The sequence below is a fragment of the Streptomyces sp. SID5785 genome (assembly GCF_009870065.1).
Classification (GTDB): Bacteria; Actinomycetota; Actinomycetes; order Streptomycetales; family Streptomycetaceae; genus Streptomyces.
The window spans coordinates 1-1,049 of the sequence record NZ_WWIA01000389.1; the positions used below are offsets into that span (position 1 = coordinate 1).

A 1,049-nucleotide genomic window follows, 5' to 3' on the forward strand; every position below is an offset into this window, starting at 1 on the left:
GTCGTCGAGCGGGCGGGGTCGGGCACGACGCGGCCCTTCCCGTTGGCACTGCCGGCCTCGCCCGTGACCTCGCGGTAGACGGTCAGCGAACCGGGCCGCCGGTCCCACTTCGCCATGAGACGCGCCGACTCGCCCGGGTAGGCGGTGAGCTTGGCCTGCGGGAACTTCGCGGCGTAGCCGACCTCTTCGGCGTCCGCCCACCCGGCGGCGTCGAACCCGTTCGCGGCCCAGCCGGGCAGTTCCCTGCGCGCGTCGTAGGTCTGGCCGTCGTAGATGTCGTCCGCGCGGTACGGGCCGGTGTCGGTCGTGCGCCAGCCCGCGCCGGGCCGCGTCACGATGCTCTGGGCAGTGCCGTCGGCGTAGCGGACCAGGAGCCTGGCCTTGAGCGCGAGCGCGTTGCCGTCCTGCGCGTAGTACGTACTCCCTTCGGAGACACGGGAGTTGTACCAGCCGTTGCCGAGCACGGCGGCCAGGGTCACGGACCGGCCGTGGCCGACCAGGTCGGTGACGTCGTACGTCAGGTAGTTCACCGTCGTGTCGTAGTTGGTCCAGCCCGGTGTGAGCAGTTCCGGGGTGCGGCCGCCGTCCTGCGCGACCGTGACCCGCTCGCCGTTCACGTACGCCTCGTAGACGCCGAGCGCGGACACGTACAGCCGGGCCGCGGTGACCCGGCCCTTGCGCAGCGGCGTCTCGCAGCGCAGCAGCGGTGCGCCCGCCGAGTTCGGCGCCTTGCCCTTCATCCCGATCCACTGCGCGCCGTCCCAGCCTGCCGTGCCGTCCGTGCTCAGCAGGCCCGTCTCGAAGGCGGCGGCGGGCGCGGTGCCGAGCGGCCTGCCGCGCTCGTCCCACACCGACACGGTCCAGAAGTACCGTGTGGACGCCCGCAGTTCGGGTCCTTCGTAGCGCACGGCCACCGCGTCGGGCGAGGTCACGCGGCCGCTGTCCCAGACGTCGGCGCGCGCCGCGGTCAGCCGGCCGGCCGACGACGCGACGAGGATGCGGTACGCGCCCTGCGCGAGCCCGCGCCGTCCCGTGCCCAGGCGCCAGCC

At 74.0% G+C, this 1,049-nt stretch carries 1 protein-coding gene; it reads right to left on the bottom strand.

All coding sequences use genetic code 11. From position 1 onward, the window contains the following. A partial coding sequence (locus GTW43_RS12780; protein ID WP_202501377.1) for an alpha-L-rhamnosidase N-terminal domain-containing protein occupies positions 1-1,049 on the bottom strand: 1,049 nt, incomplete at both ends.